This is a genomic window from Petrotoga olearia DSM 13574, assembly GCF_002895525.1.
GTDB classification, from domain to species: Bacteria; Thermotogota; Thermotogae; order Petrotogales; family Petrotogaceae; genus Petrotoga; species Petrotoga olearia.
Genome location: NZ_AZRL01000008.1, coordinates 1 through 19,051, shown reverse-complemented (window position 1 = coordinate 19,051; position 19,051 = coordinate 1). Strand labels below are relative to the sequence as shown.

The 19,051-nt window shown below is 33.7% G+C and carries 15 protein-coding genes; all 15 read left to right on the top strand.

Annotated elements, in window-relative coordinates; all coding sequences use genetic code 11:
- The first annotated feature begins 3 nt into the window (after positions 1-3).
- The 15 genes from X929_RS03705 (at position 4) to smc (ending at position 18,899) form a co-directional block, all read left to right on the top strand.
- Complete coding sequence (locus tag X929_RS03705) at positions 4-1,476, top strand: NAD(P)H-hydrate dehydratase (protein ID WP_103066701.1); 1,473 nt, start codon at positions 4-6, stop codon at positions 1,474-1,476.
- A gap of 13 nt (positions 1,477-1,489) precedes the next feature.
- Positions 1,490-2,146 carry a thiamine diphosphokinase gene (locus X929_RS03700; RefSeq protein ID WP_103066700.1) on the top strand — a complete coding sequence of 219 codons (657 nt, stop codon included), beginning with the start codon at positions 1,490-1,492 and terminating at the stop codon, positions 2,144-2,146.
- A gap of 15 nt (positions 2,147-2,161) precedes the next feature.
- Positions 2,162-2,638 carry a metallophosphoesterase gene (locus tag X929_RS03695; RefSeq protein ID WP_103066699.1) on the top strand — a complete coding sequence of 159 codons (477 nt, stop codon included), beginning with the start codon at positions 2,162-2,164 and terminating at the stop codon, positions 2,636-2,638.
- 18 nt (positions 2,639-2,656) lie between these two features.
- A complete protein-coding gene (gene yihA / locus X929_RS03690) occupies positions 2,657-3,247 on the top strand; it encodes a ribosome biogenesis GTP-binding protein YihA/YsxC (RefSeq protein WP_103066698.1) in 591 nt (196 codons plus the stop codon).
- A gap of 31 nt (positions 3,248-3,278) precedes the next feature.
- Positions 3,279-5,066 carry an ATPase gene (locus X929_RS03685; protein ID WP_103066697.1) on the top strand — a complete coding sequence of 596 codons (1,788 nt, stop codon included), beginning with the start codon at positions 3,279-3,281 and terminating at the stop codon, positions 5,064-5,066.
- Positions 5,059-5,823, top strand: a complete 765-nt coding sequence (locus X929_RS03680) for an SIR2 family NAD-dependent protein deacylase (RefSeq protein ID WP_103066696.1) — start codon at positions 5,059-5,061, stop codon at positions 5,821-5,823. Before X929_RS03685 ends, X929_RS03680 begins: the two co-directional genes overlap by 8 nt.
- 401 nt (positions 5,824-6,224) lie before the next feature.
- Complete coding sequence (gene asnS / locus X929_RS03675; RefSeq protein WP_103066695.1) at positions 6,225-7,529, top strand: asparagine--tRNA ligase; 1,305 nt, start codon at positions 6,225-6,227, stop codon at positions 7,527-7,529.
- Positions 7,530-7,549: 20 nt separating this feature from the next.
- Positions 7,550-8,605, top strand: coding sequence for a Holliday junction branch migration DNA helicase RuvB (gene ruvB, locus X929_RS03670; RefSeq protein WP_103066694.1), 1,056 nt, complete (start codon positions 7,550-7,552; stop codon positions 8,603-8,605).
- A complete protein-coding gene (locus X929_RS03665) occupies positions 8,598-9,287 on the top strand; it encodes a YggS family pyridoxal phosphate-dependent enzyme (RefSeq protein WP_103066693.1) in 690 nt (229 codons plus the stop codon). Before ruvB ends, X929_RS03665 begins: the two co-directional genes overlap by 8 nt.
- 29 nt (positions 9,288-9,316) lie before the next feature.
- Positions 9,317-9,619, top strand: a complete 303-nt coding sequence (locus X929_RS03660) for a YggT family protein (RefSeq protein ID WP_103066692.1) — start codon at positions 9,317-9,319, stop codon at positions 9,617-9,619.
- A 6-nt stretch (positions 9,620-9,625) separates the two neighbouring features.
- On the top strand, positions 9,626-10,450 hold the full coding sequence (locus tag X929_RS03655) for an NAD(+)/NADH kinase (RefSeq protein WP_103066691.1): 825 nt from the start codon (positions 9,626-9,628) through the stop codon (positions 10,448-10,450).
- An 18-nt stretch (positions 10,451-10,468) separates the two neighbouring features.
- Positions 10,469-11,227, top strand: coding sequence for a phosphate signaling complex PhoU family protein (locus X929_RS03650; protein WP_103066690.1), 759 nt, complete (start codon positions 10,469-10,471; stop codon positions 11,225-11,227).
- A complete protein-coding gene (locus X929_RS03645; protein ID WP_103066689.1) occupies positions 11,224-14,685 on the top strand; it encodes an LptF/LptG family permease in 3,462 nt (1,153 codons plus the stop codon). The genes X929_RS03650 and X929_RS03645 overlap by 4 nt, the downstream gene beginning before the upstream one ends.
- A gap of 12 nt (positions 14,686-14,697) precedes the next feature.
- Positions 14,698-15,372, top strand: coding sequence for a uracil-DNA glycosylase (locus tag X929_RS03640; protein WP_103066688.1), 675 nt, complete (start codon positions 14,698-14,700; stop codon positions 15,370-15,372).
- A gap of 2 nt (positions 15,373-15,374) precedes the next feature.
- The gene (gene smc / locus X929_RS03635) at positions 15,375-18,899 is read left to right on the top strand and encodes a chromosome segregation protein SMC (RefSeq protein ID WP_103066687.1); all 3,525 of its coding nucleotides are present in this window, start codon (positions 15,375-15,377) and stop codon (positions 18,897-18,899) included.
- Positions 18,900-19,051 lie beyond the last annotated feature (152 nt).

The window sequence follows — 19,051 nt, the reverse complement described above, 5'->3', positions numbered from 1 at the left end:
AAAATGAAGATACTCACTTCCGCTGAGGCAAAATTAATAGACAAAATGACTACTGAGAAAGGAATAGCTTCAGAAACGCTGATGGAGCAAGCGGCTTTTTCTGTAGCTGACATAGCAGAAACCTTTGAACCTACTTCCGTTCTCTGTGTAGTAGGAAAAGGTAACAACGGAGGTGATGGTGTTGCAGCAGGTAGGATTTTAAAAAATAGAGGCTACAGCGTTGAAATACTTCTAGTAGGTGGTTCAAGTCAAGGGAGTCTAGACTTTAAAAAGCAACTCGAAGTAGCCAGAAAATACGAAATTAATATTTATCGTTTCGGCATTGATGAGATAAATTATTCCCAATACGATCTCATAATAGACGGATTAATAGGTATAGGCTTGACAGGAGAAGTCAAAGGTGAGGTTGCCCAAGCGATAACACGCATAAATTCTTCAGGATCAAAAGTAATATCAATTGACGTTCCATCAGGGATATCGTCTGACACAGGTGAAGTGATGGGAACCGCAGTTGAGGCTGATCAAACGGTTACCTTTGGCTTTTTAAAAATTGGCCAACTGCTTTATCCCGCAAGAGAGTATTGTGGAGAAATAAAGGTCGCACCTCTATCTTTCGACAACTCGTTGATAAACTCAATAAATAGGGAACTAATACTAGAGAATACCGTTAAGAACTTACTCCCAAACAGACCTGAAGATTCTTACAAGTACAAATTTGGAACGGTTTTGATACTTGCCGGTAGTGAAAAATACCCTGGTGCCCCTATCCTTTCAGCTATTGGGGCTCAAAGAACAGGAGCCGGTATGGTAAAACTAATCACACCGGGTGACTCGTCAAACGTTTTAGCACTTGAACCATCTATAATCTACAGGTCCTTAAAAAAAGAACATTTTGAAGAAAAAGACGTTGACAATTTAAAGGAAGAAATCGAAAAATCTAACGTCATAGTTTTGGGTCCAGGCATATCTGAAAAGGCAAAAGGTTTTGTTACAAAATTGGTTAACACTTACAAAGATGACAAAAAGTTCGTTTTAGATGCAGATGCTCTATCAATTTTAAAAGAGAAAGATGTAAAATTTAACAAAAATTTTGTTATAACTCCTCATGTGGGAGAACTATCAAAGGTTTATAAAAACGTTAAAAATGATGTGTTCAGTTTGGAAGAGTACGCAAAAGAATTGAATTGTACCATCGTATTCAAATCATCAACTACCTTGATAACAAACGGCGAAAAAACATATTTCAACATAACAGGGAATTCAAGTCTAGCCAAGGGAGGATCGGGAGATTTATTATCAGGAGTTATCGGATCTTATATAGCTCAAGGTTTAACAACTATGCAAGCTTGCCTAATTGGAAGCTATATCGTATATAAAACGGCAAGAGATCTATCCTTAGAGTACACAAACTACTGTTTAACTCCAAAAATAATTGCAGACAATCTATATAAGACTATCCATCAATTAAACTCATGAACCTAAAATCCCATTGGGAGGCGAGCAAACTATAGTTTATATAATATCTGGAGCAGAGCAAAGAAGCTCTTTGGAATTTTATAAGAAAATGATACAAAAGGCAACCTTGACAATCGCATGTGATGCTGGAATCAAAATCTTTAAAAAATTAAACTTACCACCAAACTACTTAATAGGAGATTTCGATTCTGCTTCTATACAGGACCTCCAGTGGGCAAAAAACAACGGCACTGAAATATTGAGTTATTCTAAAGAAAAAGATGAGATCGACACTGAATTGGCTTTAATATTTTTGAAAGAAACTAGCCATAAGAACGTTGTTTTATCAGGGGTTTTAGGTAATCGCATTGATCAAGAAATAGCCAGTATCTTCCTCCTTGCCGAGTATATAGATCTAAATCCTGTTATTCTTGAAGAAGACGTTAAAATTGGTATAGTAGATAAAAGAGTAGAAGAAGAAGCTCAAATCGGTGAAAGTTGGTCCATTTTGAGAATAGGAGAACCTGTTATAGGACTTACTCTTAAAGGCTTTAAATATCCATTGAACAAAAAAGATATCTTTGATTTCAAATCCTTAGGCATCAGTAACGAAGCTATAGAAAATAAAATAGAAATATCCGTTGAAGGTGGAATGGTCGTTTATATCAGATGGATTAACAAAAAGTGGTAACTAAGGGGTGATCTAATGTGGTTAATATTATCTGACTCTCACGACAACATGGATAAACTTAAAAAGATCCCAGATTTAATTCAAGAATACAATATCGATACTATCTTCCATTGTGGAGACTTTGTTTCTCCGTTTACTTTACCGTATCTAATCTTGGATGACATCGACTTTTATGGTGCCTTTGGTAACAATGACGGAGAAAAGTTATTACTTTATGAAAAATCTAATAAAAAGATAAAAAACGGACCAATCACCATAGAAAAAGATGGTAAAAAGATATTCCTCATGCACGAACCTTATTCTTTACTCGCCGCTGAAAATTCAGGGATTTATGATTACATCTTTTTTGGTCACACTCATGAAATAGTAAGTAGAAAAACCGGTAACTCCGTTGTACTAAACCCAGGAGAATTTTCTGGATGGCTGACAGGGAAGGCAACTTATGGTATAATAGACCCTAACGAAGCAAAAGTTGAAATCAAAGAACTTTAGAGGAGGACCATTGACATCTTGAAAGTATACAACGCTCAATTAATAAAAACCGTTTACGACATTGAAGATCTCCCACCAGCCGATAAAAAAGAAATAGCCTTTGCCGGAAGGTCCAATGTTGGAAAATCAAGCTTTTTGAATGCCGTTTTAGGCATAAAAATAGCAAAAGTTAGTTCTACCCCAGGAAAAACCAGATCCATCAATTACTATTTGGTGAATAACAAATATTATTTCGTTGATCTACCTGGGTATGGTTTTGCGAATGTTTCAAAACAAGAAAAAGAAAGATGGAACATATTAATGAATGAATACTTTAAAAATAGATTTTCTTTAAATGCCGTTTCTTTGCTTATTGATCATAGACATATGCCTCAAAAACTCGATTATACTATGGTCGAATGGCTAAAAGATCTAGGAATACCTTTTTTCTTTATTTTAACAAAATCGGATAAATTAAAGAAATCTGAAAAAGCTAAACTTTTTGGAGAAATAAAAAATAGTTTTTCATCTTATGGTGAATATATATATTTACCTTTCTCTTCAAAAACTAAAGAAGGTTTGAAAGAGGTTTCGAAAACTATTGGCGATATATTAGGTGAAGATGATTAGTCTCTAAAAGTATTTAAAAGGGAGGGTTACAATGAGTTTTGAAAGAACGGTATTGATACCGGGGGAGGTATCTTATAGTAACATATCTCAAATACTAAATTCAAGCATTCTTCTAGAAATAATCTCAGAATTAATTGAAGATGCCCAAGAAACACACAATGCTTTGTATCCTTTTTTTCGATTATTTCTTGTGGATAAGAGCAAACAAAATGTTCATGAAAGATACGATTTAGAACAAATTCGGCAACTACTCTTAGCTTTATCTATAAACAGCTTAGACCATTTAGATGAATCTTCTTACTTTAGTTTCCCAAAATTGTCTTCATACAGAGAAACCTTAGCACTCTTTGTTGAAGATATCTTTAACCTATGGCGTTCAAAACACAGATTTATGAAAAAATCTGACCCCTTCAGTTACAACTCAAGGACAAGGATTCACAAACAAATATCTTTAGTTAAAAACAACTCAGATTTAAAAAGCTTAGTCTTGGGATTATATAGACAAATCCTTGTCAATATTTCCGCCAGAAGGGTGAAAGTGCTGAGGCAACTTCCCGGTGGAGCTCAAGCAGAATTTATAGTTGATCAACCTAAATTTCAAGCAGAAACTAAAATACCCAATGCTGATTTTTTATACAACTTGGAATATGTGTGGAGTGTGGTATTAGAACCACCCGTTATCTTTTATACAAACTCAAATAAAAGAAGAGGAATTTTCAAAGTTGTTGATCGGCCGATATTAAATAAAATTCATTTAGATAATCCTCAAGACTGGCTGGTGTTCCCCATCTATGTTAATAACAAATTAATATTTGTTGCTGTTTACAAAGAATACTTTGCATTGGCAACAGGTTTAGCAAATCTGTTCGAGTTTGCAGATTTTGAAAGTTTAGAATACAGAAGACCTGATGGTATATACTTCTTCGGTATGAATAAAAGCTTTTTTGAGAATGAAGACGATTACAACGGCATTATCTATAAAGAAGATGATGGAACTTACGTAGGACTTGTTGGAGATGATCCTTCTATAGATTACTTTGGTTATATGAAGAAAATGATATTGACAATTCACAACTTAATAGTTATAGACGAAGACAGGCTGCCAGTCCATGGGGCATTAGCGGAAATAAAGTTAAGAGATGGAAAAAGTTTCAACGTAATGATTATGGGAGATAGTGGCGCTGGTAAATCTGAAACATTAGACGCCTTAAATAGAATCAGAAAACAAGTATCCGAAGTAAATATAGTGATAGATGACATGGGATCATTAGATATTCTAGAAGATGGAACAGTAGTTGCATATGGGACAGAAACCGGAGCATTCGTCAGACTCGACGATTTACAACCGGGTTATGCTTACTCAGCTATGGACAGAAGCATCTTTATGAATCCAAATATAACCAACGCCAGAGTTATTGTTCCATACTCCAATTACGAAGACATTATTAAACCTACTAAAATTGATTATTTCTTTTACGCCAACAACTATGAAAAAATTGACGAAAACAAACTACCAATTGAATTCTTTGACGATGTAGATAAGGCATTAGATGTATTCTCCAAAGGTGCGAGGATGGCAAAAGGTACAACTGCAGAAAAAGGTTTAACCTACAGTTACTTTGCAAATCCATTTGGTGCAATTCAAAGAAGAGCAAAACATGAAAAAATCGCTAGAAGATATATGAAAACGCTAATAAATAGTAACGTAAAAGTTGGAATACTACGAACACAACTCGGTGTAGAAGGTTATGAGGAGGAAGGTCCCTTAATAGCTGCCCAAGAACTTTTGAAATTTCTGAAAGGAGGAAAAAATGTCTGAAACAGCAAAAAAATGTGCAGAATTAATTTATAACTCAAATTCCATTGCGGTCTTAAGTGGTGCAGGGATGTCTACTAACGCAGGTATCCCCGATTTTAGAGGTCCCAACGGTATTTATACACAAGCAAATATAGAAAATCCCGAAAGGATTTTCGATATAGATTACTTCTATACTGATCCTTCTCTGTTTTATAAGTTTCACAAAAAATTTTTAGAATACATAACTAAGGCAGAACCAACTTTTACTCATAAATTTTTAGTTCAGCTTGAAAAGGAAGGAAAATTGAAAGGGATAGTAACCCAAAACATCGACTCTTTACACCAAAAATCTGGTTCAAAAAAAGTTTATGAGATTCATGGAGGATGCTGGGAAAATCACTGCATAAAATGTAATAAGGAGTATCCTCAAGAAGAAATATTAGAGAAAATCAACAACGAAATAGTACCAAAATGTGATAACTGTGGAGGAGTAATAAAACCAGACATAGTATTTTTTGGAGAACCAGTAAAATACTTAACGGAATCCGAATTATTGATGAGAAATTCGGATCTTGTCTTAGTTTTAGGATCTTCTCTTGTAGTTATACCAGCGGCAATGTTGCCATCCTTAACTGAAGGAAAAATAATAGTAGTAACCAAAGGTGAAGCATCAGAAATGTACCTCCCTCAAGAAAAGATAGCTCTCATTGTTAATGAAGAATTGGATACCTTTTTTACAGAAGTTGCCAGAGAGTATTCAAAACTAAAGGAACAATAAACGAGCGGGGCAAAGCCCTTATTTCAACTTCTTTATGGGTGGGGGCGGGGTGAAAGAACGCTAAAACAGAACATTATGGGGTGAAGCCTTTTGCAGCCTTGTGCAAAAAGATTTATTAAAACAAAAATATGAATTTAGGGTTCTTAAATGGTTTACCCTTATTTGCTGAAGTGTGCAAACTATGTTTTTAAATGATTTTGAATTTGAACTTGATTTTGGGGATTTTAAGGGGTTTACCCTTTTGCAGCCTTGTGCAAAAAGATTTATTAAAACAAAAATATGAATTTAGGGTTCTTAAAGGGTTTACCCTTATTTGCTGAAGTGTGCAAACTATATTTTTAAATGATTTTGAATTTGGGGATCTTAAGGGGCATAGCCCCTTAACGTATGGAGGTGGAAGCATGGATCCAAAATGGGTATATATAAAAGACTTCAAAAAACACATCGATCAAACAGTTGAATTTCGGGGATGGGTATGGAACAAAAGAAGTAGCGGCAAAATAGCTTTCTTACAGTTAAGGGATGGAACAGGTTTCATTCAAGGAATAGCCGAAAAGAAAAATTTTGATGCTGAAACTTTTGAAAACATCAGAAAAATAAAAATGGAAAGTAGCGTAATTTTGCAAGGAACCATAAAAAAAGACGAAAGATCTCCTGAAAACGTTGAATTACACATAACTTCCTTCAAAAAAGTACAAGAACCCCTTGAAGATTATCCTATTTCTAAAAAAGACCACGGAATAGACTTTTTAATGGAAAACAGACATCTATGGATAAGATCCAGAAGACAGTTTCATATCTTAAAAATTAGAAACGAAATTTTAAAGGCAATAAGAGATTTTTATAATAAAAATGATTTTACTCTGATTGACACTCCCATATTTACCGGTTCTATAGGAGAATCTGCTGGTAACACTTTCAAATTAGACTATTTCGATTATGGAGAGGTATATCTAGCACAAACCGGTCAACTTTATTTAGAAGCTGCGGCGATGTCTTTTGGAAAAGTGTACAACCTAGGCCCTACCTTTAGGTCCGAAAAATCAAAAACAAGAAGACATTTAATCGAATTTTGGATGAATGAAGCTGAAGTAGCTTTTTACCAACATGAAGACAATATTAAATTACAAGAAAGCTTAGTTTCTTTCATAATCCAAAGAGTATTAGAAAACACTTCGGATGATTTAAAAGAAATTGGTAGGGATACAAATAAACTACAAAAAATTCAACCACCTTTTGAAAGGATGACTTACACACAAGCGATTGGCTTTCTAAAGAAAAAAGGGTTTCAAATAGAATGGGGAGAAGATTTCGGTGCAGATGAAGAAAGTGCACTTGCTTCTCAATTCGAAAAACCTCTCTTTGTGGAAAAGTATCCCCGAAAAGTTAAGGCTTTTTATATGCAACCTGATGAAAATAATCCTGATGTTGTACTTTGTGATGACTTACTTGCCCCCGAAGGTTATGGTGAAATAATAGGGGCTTCCGAAAGAATATGGGAAGAATCCATCTTAATAGACAGATTGAAAGAATTCAATCTTCCTTTGGACCAATACCAATGGTACATAGATTTGCGAAAATTTGGTAGCGTTCCACACAGTGGTTTTGGTTTAGGCATTGAAAGAACCGTTGCTTGGATATGTGGATTAGAACACATTAGAGAAGCTATACCTTTTGCTAGAACGCTTTACAGAGTTTATCCATAAGATTCTAAGGAGTCATTAAGATGATCGAAAAAGAAAATACAAACCAAAAGAGGTTACTGGATCCTTCTTTTATTGGAGAGGATACAGGATCAAAGAAATTAAGGCCAAATTATTTGAATGAATTTATTGGCCAAGAAAACATAAAAAAGAAGCTAAAAGTCGCAATCGAAGCGGCTAAAATAAGAAAGGAAGCGATGGACCATGTAATTTTAGCAGGTCCACCCGGTTTAGGTAAAACAACTCTAGCTTATGTAATTTCAAACGAGCTAGGGGCTAATTTACAAATTACAAGCGGTCCTGTTATCGAAAAAGCAGGAGATCTCGCTGCCATTTTAACCAACTTAGAAAATGGTGACGTACTATTCATAGACGAAATTCACAGACTGAACAGAACCGTTGAAGAAATCTTGTACTCAGCTATGGAGGATTTTCAACTTGACATTGTTATAGGGAAAGGGCCTTCCGCACGTTCTATAAGAATTGACTTACAACCTTTTACGTTGGTAGGAGCCACTACGAGATTAGGGCTCATCGCTCCTCCTTTGAGAAGTAGATTTGGGATAATTTTGGAAGTTGATTTCTATTCATCAAAAGATCTCAACTTAATCATAAAAAGAAGTGCAGACATACTAAATATAAAGATAAAAGATGATGCCTCCCTTATTTTAGCCCAAAGATCCAGAGGAACTCCCAGAATCGCCAACAGACTCTTGAGAAGAGCTAGGGATTATGTCCAAGTTTCTGGGAAAAACCTCATAGAAACAGAAGACGTGAACAACACAATGAAATTATTAGAAATGGATGAAGATGGACTTGATAAAATGGATCGAAAAATTCTTAAAACTATAATAGAAAACTATGAAGGTGGCCCGGTAGGTATAAATGCTCTAGCTTCTTCGATTGGAATAGAGCCCGATTCAATTAGCGAGGTCTACGAACCATTTCTATTACAATCAGGTTTCATTATCAGAACCCCTCGTGGAAGGGTAGCAACTGAAAAAGCTTATCAAAAATTGAATTACACCCATAAACCTTCCAATCAAAATATTAGTTTGTGGAGTGAACTTAATGAATAATTTTCTAATAGAAAATTATCACACCTTGATAAATGAGATACAAGAAGTTGCGGAAAAATCAGGTAGAGATACGAACTCTATAAAATTGGTTGCTGTTTCAAAGAATTTTCCAAGTGAATACATAAAAACATTATACAACGAAGACCACAATGATTTTGGAGAAAATCGTGCTCAGGAATTAAGGGAAAAATATGAAGAGCTAAAAAACTTTGACATTGTATGGCATTTTATAGGCAGGATACAAACCAATAAAATAAAATACATCGTCCCTATCGCAGAATACATACATTCAGTTTGGAGAATGAAAGAAATAGAGGAAATTCAAAAAAGAGCTGAAGAAATAAATAAGACACAAAAAGTACTTTTAGAAATTAACATATCTGGCGAAAGATCCAAAGCTGGACTCATTCCAAACCAAGTAGATGCTTTTTTACAAGATGCAATATCTTTTAAAAATATTAAAATAATCGGTTTAATGACGATGGCTCCTTACACTGACAACGCAAATGTTATAAGAAACGTCTTTCGAAGCTTAAGGGAACTTAGAGACAACCTAAATAAAAAATACCCTTCAATAAAGGAACTATCTATGGGGATGACTAACGATTACAAAATAGCTATAGAAGAAGGAGCAACTCTTTTAAGAATAGGAACACGAATCTTTGGTAACCGTTATCTTTAGATGAACGGACTTCTTACAGGGAGGAAAAAATGTTTGTAATAGCAAACCTTTTAATAGCACTAGCAAGTATATTAAGAATAGTAATAGTATTTTTTGAATTTTGTATAATTGTATCCGCTTTATTAAGTTTCATAATACCCTTCCAATACAACAGATTTCGAGGTTTTGTTGATTCTGTTGCTAATATAATTTTAAATCCTATACGAAGATTTATACCCACGGTTATAGGCAACATCGATCTATCTCCGATGATTGCTTTTTTGATATTGATGTTTTTAGATAGATTTTTAGTACAATCTCTATTGGACTTAGGTTATAGGCTTGGAGTGTGATCTTTTATGAAGATCATTATCTTTTACAATCCACTTAAGCTTTCTAAGGATAACCTTGAACAAAACATATTAAAACCTTTCAATGAAAGTGGTATCGAGGTTCTTGATTACGCTTCTGCTGGTTCTACCTTAGAGGAAGAGCAAGCCAAAGTAGCTGATTTTTTCGTGGTTTTTGGGGGAGATGGGACGGTCTTGAAAATAGCTGAAATTGCCGCAATATTTTCAAAGCCGGTAATAGCCGTTAATACTGGAAATTTAGGTTTCTTGAGTTCTTATTCCAGTTCTGAGATAAAAGAGTTAATCGAAGATATACAAAAAGAAAATATTTCTTTTTCATTTAGGCACCTTTTAGAATGTCATGTTGGCACCAAAAAAGTCGTTGTTTTAAACGATATCGTCTTGTTGAAAAGTCAGCCTTTAGGAACTATGAACGTTGATGTAAAACTTCAGGAACACACTTTATTTTCATTCTCTGGAGATGGATTAATTGTATCAACACCAACAGGATCCACAGCCTATGCCTTATCTGCTGGAGGTCCTATAATTCACCCTGAGTTGAACGTTATTCAACTCATCCCATTAGCTGCCCATGCCCTCAACATTAGGCCATTCATAGCTCCCCCAACACAAAAGATAGAGATCATTTTGAAAAACATGAGCAAAGGTTTTGCATATGTAACAGGCGATGGAGATATCATTCATAGGATGGAACCAGCAATGTCGGTATATGTAACTTCCAGTGAGCTAACGATAAAATTAGCCCAAAGAAATGGCAACAATTATCTCAATGCGTTGGATAAAAAATTAGGGTTTGGTCGAAGGTTTGAATAATTTTAGGAGGCAAATAAATTGTTCAAAAAAGAGAATGTTAGCCAAATCAACAGTATCAGTTTGAATCGATTGACACGATATTTAAATAATGTTTTGAGAATGGGCAGAATAGTTCAAGAAATGTACTATAAATTTGAGGATGCTTATATAGAAAGAAACGATAAATTATCAAAAGAAATAATAAATCAAGACGATAGATTAGATTTCATTGAAGCAAGCCTGAATTATGAAAGCGTTATCTTATTGTCTTCTGGTAATTACACAGGGATTTACTTAAAAGCTTGTTTCATGAGCTCAAAATTAGTTCAAATATTTGAAAACATGGGTGATATATGCGAAAAAAATGCCAAATTAATAATCGAAATACTCAAAACCCCTTCTGCTGTAAACGCTACAAATTTTGAAGATAGCTTGGAACTGACCAAAGAGAATCTTTCAAATGTTTTATCCTTGTTATCAGATTTGATCAATATCAAAGCAACCAAATTGATGACAGATCAAGTAAAAGAAAGTTTTTTTGAGAAAGCGAAGAAAAGTTGTATTCTCAACGAGGAAGTAAAGGGGCTTATCGATGCTTACAAATCATATTTGTACAAAGCCAAAGAATCTATTAAATCCGCTTCACTTCATATAGAAGTACTAAACAATTTAACTGACTTTTCTGATTTCATCACAAACATCTCTGAAAATATTATTTGGGCGTTAACAGGGGAATTTTACAAATGTAGAAATAACGGTTTAGAACTCTTCTATTTCTTGGGAGAAGAAAACCAATGAAAAAGCTCTTCAAATACATTTCGATAGAATTCATACCTCCATTTTTTATGGGATTAATAGCTTTTATAGTCTTTGTTAGCTTGGAGTTACTTTACCAACTATCAGAAATAATTGTTAGAAACAATGTAGGATTTTCAAAACTACTGATATTGATTTGGTATCATCTACCGTATTTTATCTCCATGGGAATTCCTGTGGGAGTGCTGTTTGGTATATTTTGGGTTATTTCAAAACTCTCCTCTGCAAACGAAATAATCGCTCTACAAACGCTGGGAATACCAATGAAGAAATTAATTATACCTTTTATGACAATTTCTCTATTGTTATCTTTTTTTACATTTGCTCTCTTCGACACAATCGTACCACAATCAAACTACAAGGCAAAAGAAGCGATGGCTCGGTACGTTTATCAAAGACCTCAAGCACAGATCGAAGAAAACCAATTTGTTGATGTTGGCGATGGAAGATACCTCTTTGTAAAACAAATAGATAGAGAAAGTGGGATTTTATACGACGTACTCTTATACGAGGTAAAAAAAGATTACACTGCCGTTTTCAACGCTAAGCAAGCTCAAAAAGGCTCCGACGGTTGGTACATGAAAAATGGAAGGATGTTTAGAACTAACAAAGATGGATTTCTAGACTTAGACATTACTTTTGACCAATTGCAACTCGATATCCAAGAAGATGTCGAAGAATTTCTGAACTTCTCTAAAAGCGCTAACGAAATGACCTCAAAAGAACTAAGAGAAAAAATAACTACTTTTTCCAAACTTGGGTTGGATGTCTCTGGTTTAATAGTTTCCTATCAGTCAAAATTTGCTAACTCGTTGGCTCCCTTAGTAATTTGTATTTTAGGAACTGCCTTATCCCTGTTTTTAAACCTAACAAGTAAATCATGGAGTGTAATTACAACGTTTGTGTTGGTCATAATTTATCAAGGCTCTGGTGCTTGGTTGTCTGCTTTGGGAAAAGAGAAAATAATAAATCCAACGATATCCGTTTGGATTCCCAACATAATATTTGGCATTATTGGTGCTTTTCTATTCTTTATGTTGGATACAAGAGCATCTTATAAACTTTTAGAGCCTCTGAAAAGAATCTTTTCTGTAATATTGTTTATTTTAGTCGGTTCTTCCTTTTTTTCTGCACCGGTGAATATAAACAGTCAAAATTTTTTCTTAAAAGATGATCTATTATTTTTAGAAGGAGACGTCTTTGTAGAATATGAAGGCTCTACGATAAAGGCTGACTCAGCTCAAGGTGAATTAAATGAAGATGGAACAATTAAAGCAGCAACCTTCTATGGAAATATCAGTTATAGATATGAAGATATATCTATACAAGCCTCAGAAATAACCGTAAACTTCGAGGAAGATTCAGCAGTCTTCTTAAATTCCTATACCATACAAAAGTATAAGGGAGATAAAGAAGTAGAGGTACGCATATGGTCTGAAAGTATTCAAAAACCTATGCAAGAGAATATAATAGAAACAAATAAGACCCAATTAACTACGTGTGAGGATTGTATAACTTATTATTTTTCAGCTCGAAAGGTCGACATTTTCCCAGGATATTTTTTGATAGCCCGCGACGTTGTGCTCAGTTTTTTTGGAGTCCCTGTTCTATACCTACCTTTCTATTTTCAAAGTTTATCAGAAGATGAAAAAGAACCCATGTCTCTCACCTTTGGATACGATAACAACGAATTTTCACTACTAACAGAAATAAATTATAAGTTTAAAAATGGATCGAAGGTTCATTTATCTTACAACACAGTCAACGATCTAGCCACACAAGAAACAGATAAAGAAGTGACCCTAAAATACGGTGTCCCTTTTTTATATGGAAGTTTGTATCTCTTTACAAGTCTGAATTCCCCAAATACATACGATAACAACTTAGGTGTTTCATACCAATTTTTCGAAGATAACAAAGCCAGTGAAATTGCCAAATTAGAGCTTCAACTTGAACCGGCAACAGAAAAAAAATCTTTGTCGTTAAATATCCCAAAACTACAAACGAATTTGGGAGATCTTAAAAATATAAGATCACACATTTATTGGGATCCAAAAGGATTTGATGATATTCTTTTTTTAAACGTCGAATCTACAGCTTTTCAAAAAAGATATGGGAGATCTCTGATCTCACTGTCCAAACTTAAGCTCAACTCTCATTCATATGGAGACATATCCGATCTTTCAATGCCCGAGATATGGAATACGAAAGAGACTGAAATAGACATATCAGGAAAATACAACTTCTATGAAACATTTGCCAGAATGTATGGCAACTTTGATTACGCTTATACAACCGTCGGAACGGAAACCACCAAAAATCGATTAACAACAAAAAACACTTTCTCTTACAAAGATACCCTTTATGAAATTAAAAATAATAATTTCGATTTAAAATTCAACATGGAAGATACGATTAATTTCAACTATTATAATGACTTTATACCTGGTGAAACCTACTCTTCTGGAAAATCGCTTTTTAATTACTCTTTAAAACCTGGAATAGATATTAATTTAGGTGCTTTTCAAGTTGGTAACTCCTTAGAATACGTAAAGGTCTTAGAAAACTCTCTCACTCCCTCTGCCACGGACGAATTGAATTACAACGATTACGTAGGATATTCTTTCTCCATATTCGACAAAAATCTTACGAATTCCTCAAGGTTAAGTAGAAGCTTTGATCTAAGAAATACTGAAAACTTCCCCGATTTGCAAAAACTAGAACTTCAAACTCAAACCAACATAAATTTATTAAACACAAAAAATACCTTACAAACAAAAACAGAATTTGATATTTCAGATCTTAATAAGATCCAGCCAGATACCACAAACGTCAAACTAACCAACGTTATTGGCCTTTTAACACATAGAAGTGAATTTGATTATCACCATCAAGAAGAGATTAAGATTGATTATATTGAAAACAGAGAAATTTTGAGGTACAATAGAAATCGACTACAATTTGATTATGACTTATATATTAATGAAAAAACTTTTACCAAAATGGTTCCAGAACTTTTAACATATTTTCTTTTTTATTATGATGGTAACAAGATTTATGGAGATTTTGACATGAAGGAAGAGTACACTCTTTACGACTTAGACATAAATTTCTTAGAAAAAAGTTCGAATTATTCTTTTGGAATCGAGACAACCTACCGTATTTCTGATTATCTAAAAACGGGGTTCCACATAAACAACAGGGATAAAAGTGAATTCGCAAAAATTAACTTCAATTATGATATAGAGGATCAAAGCGTGAATTTTACAGAGTTTGAAATACAAAAACAAATTGTATGCTGGACGTTGAACTTACAGTCTAAGTTTTCCTTATTACCTCAATTTGATTTAACCTCGTTCAGAATATCTTTTTTTATCAATTATATACCTGATAAAAATATCTCTTATGGTGATGATGGGTTTGAATTTGGATTAATGTGAGGAGGAATATGGATGATCTTATACGGAAACGAGGAAAAACAGAAGGATATGGAAATGATCGCCAAAAGAATAGAGATATGTGAAAAGTGCCCTTTGAATCTCACAAGAACTAACGCTGTTCCGGGTTCCGGAAATGTTGACTCACCAATAATGTTTGTAGGTGAAGGTCCTGGAGCAGACGAAGATGCCTTGGGAGAGCCCTTCGTTGGAAGAGCAGGGCAACTTTTAGAAAAGATGCTCAAAGAATATGCAAAATTGGAAAGAAAAGATGTTTTCATCACAAACATCGTAAAATGCAGACCTCCTCAAAACAGGGTCCCCACGCAAGAAGAGGTTAAAAGTTGTCAATCCTACCTTGATGGTCAAATAATCGTCATCAAACCAAAAATAATAGTAACTCTTGGCAACACACCGTTGAATTACTTTACCGGTGAATCTAAGATAACTCAATCACGTGGACGTTTCTTCGATTGGTATGGAAATATTAAAATCTTTCCAACTTTTCATCCAAGCTACCTCTTAAGGAACCAAAGTTTAAAAAAAGGATCTCCAAAGTGGTACGCATACCTGGATATGAGAATAATGGGGATCATGTATAGAGCATTAAAACAAGGTAAAAGTGTTGAAGAGGTTACAAAAACTATTGAAGAAAAGATTAAAAGCCTTGAAAATGCTGGGGGGAGTTAAAATTGAAACTCTTATCCCTAGAAATAGAGGGATTTAAAAGTTTTGGTAGAAGAACATATTTTAATTTAGATAAAAATATTATCGCGATAATCGGTCCAAACGGATCGGGTAAATCCAATATTGTAGACGCGATTAGATGGTTATTAGGAGAGCAGTCTCAAAAACAGATGAGAATATCCGAAAAAAATGATATATTACACATATCAAACAACGGAAATGATTCTTCCAATTATGCAAAAGTTTCGTTGGTGGTACAAAACGACGACAATGAAAAAATCAAGATCTCAAAAATATTGGAGAAAGATTCATCCAACAGGTATTATATAAACAACAAAATTGCCACACTTAAAGAAGTCCAAAATGTATTCAACAAAGGAACGGGGAAAAGCTTTTACTCTATCATTGGACAAGGTCAAATTGGCGAAATAGTTAACTCCTCACCTGAAAATATTAGAGATATCGTATTGGACGCTTCAAACATAGCCAAATACTTAGAAAAAAAAGAAGTATCGATCAATCTTTTGAATAAAACAAACGAAAATTTAGACAGAATAAACGATTTACTATTCGTCGTAGATAAAAGATTAAAATCTTTATCCATTAGAGCCGGAAGGGCACGAAAATACCTTGAATATCGTAATGAAATAAAAAGGATAGGAAAGATGTATTTTGGTGCTTCCAAAGTATCTTTTCTAAAAAAGATTGAAAAACATCAAAAAGAAATACAAGAAAATTCTCAAAAAATGAAATCTCTGCTATCAGAGCTTTTTGAAGTAGAACGCGGTTACAGAAATTTAAAAAGCGAAATAGAAGATACAGACAAACAACTATCCATCAACGGAGACATAGTGGAAAACTACAGGCAAAGGGTTCAAACGATAGAAAATGAAAAAAATCAATTAACAGAAGAACTAAATGAGAACAACTCTGCAATAATAAGCAAAGAATGGGAACTAAACTCTCTAGAAGAAAAAATGGGTAAACTTGAACAACAGTTAAAAGAACTATCTAAAAATGAAAAAGATTTTAAAGAAATAGAAGAAAAAACACAATACAAAACTAACATTATCAACGAAAAAAAGAATCGTATTACACAAGAAATAGAAAAACAAGAAGAAACGATCAAAAGCTTAGAATCTGAATTATCCAAGATATCCCAAGAAAAAGAAAGAAAAGAAACAGAGCTAAAAAATCACCAGACGACATATGGCAGTAACCAAGAAAGAATTGCCTTGCTAAAAGATCAAATAAATACATTGAAAACAAAATTAGAAAACAACTCACAAAAAATGAAAGAAATAGAAGACCTACTATCTCATTCAAAAGGAACCGAAATCCAATTAGAACAAAGGTTAAAAAAGAAATTCGACGAGTTAAAACAAACAGAAAACTCTTACAATACACTTTTATCAGAAATTGACTCTCTTCAACAACAAGAAAAGAATCTTTTTTACACATATCAATCTTTAAACAGACAGATCAACGAATACGAAGGATTCTCAACAACGATAAAAGAATTTTTCAAAGCTTTCAAAGATGACGATAATGTGGTGGATGTCGTTGCTAATTTAATTAACACAGAAGAAAGGTATGAAGAAGCGGTCTCAACGATAGCCAGTTCAAGAATACAAAACATAGTAATAAAAAACTCATCAAAGGCAAAAGAATATTTGGACCTTGTGAAAAAAGGCAATAATGGTAAGATCACTCTTCTTCCACTTGATCTATTAAGAACCAAAGTTCTATTACAAAAAAAGTACTTAAACGAACCTGGAACAATAGATTTTGTAATCAATCTAATAAACTACCAGAAAGAATACCAAAAAGTTATGGAATACGTTTTCTCTAATGCGTTATTAGTCGATAATATTGAAACAGCAATAAAAATATCCAAAATGAAGTATCCTGGAAATATTGTTACTCTCAGTGGCGAATTAGTCTACTCTTCTGGGGCGATAACCGGTGGAAAATCTAAATACGATCATTCTTCTACCGTTCTTAAAAGAAAAAGAGAGGTCTCAGAAATCGAAGAGGGCCTAAAAAAGATTAAAGCGGATCTTTCAAACAAACAAACGGAATACAACAAAGTAAAAGAAAAACTTAACATTCAAAAAGAAGAGTTGGAATCTATAAAAGACGACTTAAGACAGACAACATTAACAAAAAACACACATGACCTTGACTACAAAAAAATCAAGGAAGAAATAAAAAATCTGCAGGAAAATATAGCTCTCTACAACGAAAAATTAGCGAACTACGAAGAAAAAAACAAAACACTTGATCAAGAGATTTCATCATTAAAAACATGGTTAGAAAATAACCATCAATTAACCACCCAAACAACCAAAAAAATTCACGAGATCGAAGAAACCCTCAAAGACAAAAGAATCCAACTCAATCAAGTAGAAAAAGAGCTTATAGGCCAAGAAATGGAACTAAAAAGCATAAAAGAAAAGTACTCATACTACAAAAATCAAAAGTTAGAAATTGAAAATGAATTAAAAGAAATAAAAATCAAACAGCAAAAAGCAAAAACACTTTTTGATAGCTTAAAAGAAAAGAACGATAAAATAAAAACTGACATAAACGAACTCAGCAAAGAAAAGGACTCGCTTAACAATGAAATTTCAAAATTATTTGAACTGATGAAACAAAGTAGAACAGGCAAACACAACAAAGCTAAAGACCTGGAAAATTATGAAAACCGTTTAGACAAATTAAAAACTGAAATAAACACAATAAAACAAAAAAATCAAGAGATTGAATTTGAAATAAAAGAAGCGAACCACAACATACAGTTCCTAAAAGAAAAGGCTCAAAACTTAGAAATTAATGAAGAAGAGTTCGAGTTAAAAGAGTTATCCGACAAAGACATTGAGGCTCTTGGGAACAAACAAAAAGAATTGGAAAGTTCATTAAAAAAGCTAGGTTCTGTTGATTTAACTGTTTTAGACGAATACGAAGAAGTAGAAAAAGAATACCAAGAAAATCTGAAAAACAAAGAAGATATAATGAAATCAATAAATTCTCTAAAACAAAGTATAAAAAATCTAGACGAAGAAGCTCAACGACAATTCGATACTTTTTTTAACAATCTGAACAAAGAATTCTCTTTCTTTATCTCAAAACTTTTTCCAAATGGATACGGTGAACTCAGATTAATTGGTGAAGGCAAGGAGTTTGAAAAAGGGATCCAAATATCCGTAAAAAAAGCAGGGATGAATTTTCAAAAGCTCTCTCTCTTTTCAGGAGGTGAAAAAGCTCTCATAGCCATTGCTTTTCTTTTCTCGCTTATGAGTCTAAACCCCAGTCCTTTTTATATACTAGATGAAATCGATGCTCCTTTGGACGATCTAAACGCATCCAAAATATCAGACTTAATATTAGAGAACTCTAAAAAATCCCAATTTTTGATAATAACCCACAATAAGATAGTGATGGAAATTGCAGAATTTTTTTATGGAATAACCATGAGGGAAGGAATAACACACCTAGTTCCTGTTGATTTTAAGGAGTTAGAAAGATGAAAGCCGTATTAGAAACACCTATCGGAAGTGTCATAATAAACGTTAAAAACGACAAGATAACTAAGATAAAACTAACCTTGTGGGAACAGGTCTCAGGGCAAAAAGATAAAGATTTTCCTTCCTTAGACGGGTGGGGAGCGGGGCAAAGGGGC